The organism is Labilibaculum sp. K2S (genome assembly GCF_030372765.1).
GTDB lineage: Bacteria > Bacteroidota > Bacteroidia > Bacteroidales > Marinifilaceae > Labilibaculum.
The window spans coordinates 1-5449 of sequence record NZ_JAUCMW010000046.1 but is presented as its reverse complement, the minus strand read 5'-3'; the positions used below and the strand labels follow the sequence as shown (position 1 = coordinate 5449).

Here is a 5449-nt window from a genome sequence, read left to right as displayed (position 1 = left end):
AGAGTTAACGAACTCACGGGCCACTAGGAAACATGGGGTTTAAGGTGAAATTAGCTTGAAAAAAAAAGTTGAAAAAAGATTTGCAGGTTTGGGATTTATTTCTTTATCTTTGCACTCGCTTTTAGAGGCAGTAACGACTGTCTTTATTAAGGATGAAATTTTAGAACAGGTTACCTTTTTAAGGAAAGGATAAACGGCCGCCACAAGTTCTTTGAAAATATTGGAAACAAGAAGTTAGGTAAATACAAGGAATAAGACCTTGTCAATAAGAATTACGATAACTATAAATACGTCCAAGAGCAGAATTATAACAAAAGTTTTTATACAACGAAGAGTTTGATCCTGGCTCAGGATGAACGCTAGCGACAGGCCTAACACATGCAAGTCGAGGGGTATAAGCAGCTTGCTGCTTAGAGACCGGCGCACGGGTGAGTAACGCGTATGCAACCTACCTTTTACCGGGGGATAGCCCAAAGAAATTTGGATTAATACCGCATAATATATTTGGATCGCATGGTTTGAATATTAAATCTACGGAGGTAAAAGATGGGCATGCGTAGCATTAGTTAGTTGGTGAGGTAACGGCTCACCAAGACTATGATGCTTAGGGGGTCTGAGAGGATAGTCCCCCACACTGGTACTGAGACACGGACCAGACTCCTACGGGAGGCAGCAGTGAGGAATATTGGTCAATGGGCGCAAGCCTGAACCAGCCATGTCGCGTGCAGGATGACGGCCCTATGGGTTGTAAACTGCTTTTTTACAGGAATAAACTTTGCTACGAGTAGTGAACTGAAGGTACTGTAAGAATAAGGATCGGCTAACTCCGTGCCAGCAGCCGCGGTAATACGGAGGATCCAAGCGTTATCCGGATTTATTGGGTTTAAAGGGTCCGTAGGCGGGCTTTTAAGTCAGTGGTGAAATCCCGGAGCTCAACTCCGGAACTGCCATTGATACTGAAGGCCTTGAATTTAGTTGAGGTGGGCGGAATACGTTATGTAGCGGTGAAATGCATAGATATAACGTAGAACACCGATTGCGAAGGCAGCTCACTAAACTAACATTGACGCTGATGGACGAAAGCGTGGGGAGCGAACAGGATTAGATACCCTGGTAGTCCACGCCGTAAACGATGATTACTCGTTGTGCACAATACACCGTGCGTGACTGAGCGAAAGCATTAAGTAATCCACCTGGGGAGTACGTTCGCAAGAATGAAACTCAAAGGAATTGACGGGGGCCCGCACAAGCGGAGGAACATGTGGTTTAATTCGATGATACGCGAGGAACCTTACCTGGACTTAAATGTAGATTGACCGGCTTAGAAATAGGCTTTCTCTTCGGAGCAATTTACAAGGTGCTGCATGGTTGTCGTCAGCTCGTGCCGTGAGGTGTCGGGTTAAGTCCCATAACGAGCGCAACCCCTATCGTTAGTTGCTAACAGGTTAAGCTGAGGACTCTAGCGAGACTGCCACCGTAAGGTGAGAGGAAGGTGGGGATGACGTCAAATCAGCACGGCCCTTACGTCCAGGGCTACACACGTGTTACAATGGCCAGTACAAAGGGCAGCTACCAGGCGACTGGATGCTAATCTCAAAAGCTGGTCTCAGTTCGGATCGGAGTCTGCAACTCGACTCCGTGAAGTTGGATTCGCTAGTAATCGTAGATCAGCAACGCTACGGTGAATACGTTCCCGGGCCTTGTACACACCGCCCGTCAAGCCATGGAAGCCGAGGGGACCTGAAGTACGTAACCGCAAGGAGCGTCCTAGGGTAAAATTGGTAACTGGGGCTAAGTCGTAACAAGGTAGCCGTACCGGAAGGTGTGGCTGGAACACCTCCTTTCTAGAGATTGGAAGTATTTGTATATAGGAATTGAGATTCGATAAGATTTTTATCCTGTATTTCCTGACTGTTTGTTTTCATAAATTTATTTATACCATAACCCATAGCGTTAGGGTGTTTTCACCGCTAAGCTGATAGGTAGTAATAGTCCTGTAGCTCAGTTGGTTAGAGCACTACACTGATAATGTAGGGGTCCGCAGTTCAAATCTGCGCAGGACTACTATTTAATTATGAATTATGAATTATTAATTCATAATTGAAGTGAAATGATACTATGGGGGATTAGCTCAGTTGGCTAGAGCGCCTGCCTTGCACGCAGGAGGTCATCGGTTCGACTCCGATATTCTCCACAAAAATACGATGGTGTATTTAAAGTTCTTTGACATATTGAAACAAAATTAAAGTAGAAGTAACTAAAGTAAAGAAACAGGGATGAATTTCGGCAACGAAATTTATTTTTGTGAACACAATAAGAAGTAATTAAGAGCGTATGGCGGATGCCTTGGCTCTCAGAGGCGATGAAGGACGTGATAAGCTGCGATAAGTCATGGAGAGGTGCAAATAACCTTTGACCCGTGAATTTCCGAATGGGGCAACCCACCTATTTTAATAGGTATCCAGCAATGGAAGCAAACCCGGAGAACTGAAACATCTAAGTACCCGGAGGAGAAGAAAACAAAAGTGATTCCCCTAGTAGTGGCGATCGAACGGGGATCAGCCCAAACCTATATTGTTTCGGCAATGTAGGGGTTGTAGGACTGCGATATGAGAAGTGGCGTGAAGTGGAAGTGTTTGGAAAGACACACCGTAGAGAGTGATAGTCTCGTACACGAAAGCAAAATGAATCTAGCAGTATCCTGAGTAGCGCGGAACACGAGAAATTCTGTGTGAATCTGCCGGGACCATCCGGTAAGGCTAAATACTCCTGAGAGACCGATAGTGAACAAGTACCGTGAGGGAAAGGTGAAAAGCACCTCGAATAGAGGAGTGAAATAGTACCTGAAACCATACGCTTACAAGCGGTCGGAGCACTTTAGGGTGTGACGGCGTGCCTTTTGCATAATGAGCCTACGAGTTACTCCTCACTAGCGAGATTAAGGGCTTCAGGTCCGTAGTCGAAGCGAAAGCGAGTCTGAATAGGGCGTAAAGTTAGTGGGGGTAGACGCGAAACTTGGTGATCTACCCATGGTCAGGCTGAAGCTCTGTTAATCCAGAGTGGAGGGCCCAACCCGTTGACGTTGAAAAGTCTTGGGATGAACTGTGGGTAGGGGTGAAAGGCCAATCAAACTGAGAAATAGCTCGTACTCCCCGAAATGCATTTAGGTGCAGCGTCAGAGTCGAGAGTTATAGAGGTAGAGCTACTGATTGGATGCGAGGGCTTCACCGCCTATCAAATCCAGACAAACTCCGAATGCTATAACTTATATCTGGCAGTGAGCCCGCGGGTGCTAAGGTCCACGGACGAGAGGGAAAGAACCCAGACCATCAGCTAAGGTCCCCAAATGTATGTTAAGTTGAACTAACGAGGTGAGATTGCATTGACAGCTAGGATGTTGGCTTGGAAGCAGCCATTCATTTAAAGAGTGCGTAACAGCTCACTAGTCGAGCGATCTTGCATGGATGATAATCGGGCATAAAACATACTACCGAAGCTATGGATTTAGAATTTATTCTAACTGGTAGGGGAGCATTCCAGTGGCGCAGAAGCAGTGTGGTAATGCATTGTGGAGCTTCTGGAAAAGCAAATGTAGGCATAAGTAACGATAATGCGGGTGAGAAACCCGCACGCCAATAGACTAAGGTTTCCTGATCAACGCTAATCGGATCAGGGTTAGTCGGGACCTAAGGGGTAGCCGAAAGGCGAACTCGATGGACAACGGGTTAATATTCCCGTACCGGCTTTAACTGCGATGGGGTGACGAAGAGATGAAAGCACCGCGAACTGACGGAATAGTTCGTTGAAGACCGTACGTGATGAGAGATGCAGGTAAATCCGCATTTTGAGCTGAAAGTCGATAGTACTGCAATGCTACGGCAGCGCAGATAGTGTGCCTAATTTTACTTCCAAGAAAAACCTCTAAGCTTCAGGTTAAAGCTGCCCGTACCTCAAACCGACACAGGTAGTCAAGTAGAGTATACTAAGGCGCTCGAGTGATTCATGGCTAAGGAACTCGGCAAAATAGTCCTGTAACTTCGGGAGAAAGGACGCTCTCAGTGATGAGAGCCGCAGTGAAATGGCCCAGGCGACTGTTTATCAAAAACACATGGCTTTGCAAAAACGAAAGTTGAAGTATAAGGCCTGACACCTGCCCGGTGCTGGAAGGTTAAGTGGAGATGTTATTTTCGGAGAAGCATTGAAATGAAGCCCCAGTAAACGGCGGCCGTAACTATAACGGTCCTAAGGTAGCGAAATTCCTTGTCGGGTAAGTTCCGACCTGCACGAATGGTGTAACGATCTGGGCACTGTCTCAGCCATGAGCTCGGTGAAATTGTAGTATCGGTGAAGATGCCGATTACCCGCAACGGGACGGAAAGACCCCGTGCACCTTTACTGCAGCTTCACATTGATTTTGGGTAAGTAATGTGTAGGATAGGACGGAGACTATGAAGTGGGTTCGCCAGGACTTGTGGAGTCAACCTTGAAATACGTCCCTTTGCTTATCTGGAGTCTAACGTCTGACGACGGACAGTGTGTGGTGGGTAGTTTGACTGGGGTGGTCGCCTCCAAAAGAGTAACGGAGGCTTCTAAAGGTACCCTCAACACGTTTGGTAATCGTGTGTAGAGTGCAATGGCACAAGGGTGCTTGACTGTGAGACATACAGGTCGATCAGGTACGAAAGTAGAGCATAGTGATCCGGTGGTTCCGCATGGAAGGGCCATCGCTCAAAGGATAAAAGGTACGCCGGGGATAACAGGCTGATCGCTCCCAAGAGCTCATATCGACGGAGCGGTTTGGCACCTCGATGTCGGCTCGTCACATCCTGGGGCTGGAGAAGGTCCCAAGGGTTGGGCTGTTCGCCCATTAAAGTGGCACGCGAGCTGGGTTCAGAACGTCGTGAGACAGTTCGGTCCCTATCTGTTGTGGGCGTTGGAAATTTGAGAGGATCTGACTCTAGTACGAGAGGACCGGGTTGGACGAACCTCTAGTGCATCTGTTGTGGCGCCAGCTGCATTGCAGAGTAGCTACGTTCGGAAGGGATAAGTGCTGAAAGCATCTAAGCACGAAGCCTACCTCAAGATGAGATTTCCTTTAAGGGTCGTTGGAGACTACGACGTTGATAGGTTGCAGGTGTAAAGGTGGTGACATCAAAGCCGAGCAATACTAATTACCCTAAAACTTCTGAGTGCGGGGTTCATCGCTGAATCTTTTCGGAGGTTATTTTTACTTTGATTTTTTTGATATGTCTATGATATTATCTTGCGGGCTAAGGCTCAATAATAGATGAATGATTTTAGGTGTCTATTGCATCGGGGTTCCACCTCTTCCCATTCCGAACAGAGAAGTTAAGCCCGATAGCGCCGATGGTACTGCCAATGGTGGGAGAGTAGGTCGACGCCAACTTTTAAAAGAGTCTTGTTCCACAATGGAATGAGACTCTTTTTT

2 tRNA genes and 3 rRNA genes are annotated in these 5449 nt (G+C 47.0%); all 5 read left to right on the top strand.

Annotated features, from left to right (window positions below):
• The first annotated feature begins 324 nt into the window (after positions 1 to 324).
• The 5 genes from QUH73_RS20490 (at position 325) to rrf (ending at position 5407) form a co-directional block, all read left to right on the top strand.
• Positions 325 to 1844 (top strand): 16S ribosomal RNA (locus QUH73_RS20490).
• A 146-nt stretch (positions 1845 to 1990) separates the two neighbouring features.
• Positions 1991 to 2064, top strand: a tRNA-Ile gene (locus QUH73_RS20485).
• Between the two features lie 56 nt (positions 2065 to 2120).
• Positions 2121 to 2194: transfer RNA gene (locus tag QUH73_RS20480), tRNA-Ala, on the top strand.
• A gap of 120 nt (positions 2195 to 2314) precedes the next feature.
• Positions 2315 to 5191: ribosomal RNA gene (locus tag QUH73_RS20475) — 23S ribosomal RNA — on the top strand.
• Positions 5192 to 5297: 106 nt separating this feature from the next.
• Positions 5298 to 5407: ribosomal RNA gene (gene rrf, locus QUH73_RS20470) — 5S ribosomal RNA — on the top strand.
• The 16S, 23S and 5S rRNA genes sit together here with 2 tRNA genes alongside, the layout of an rRNA operon.
• The last annotated feature ends 42 nt before the right edge of the window (positions 5408 to 5449 follow it).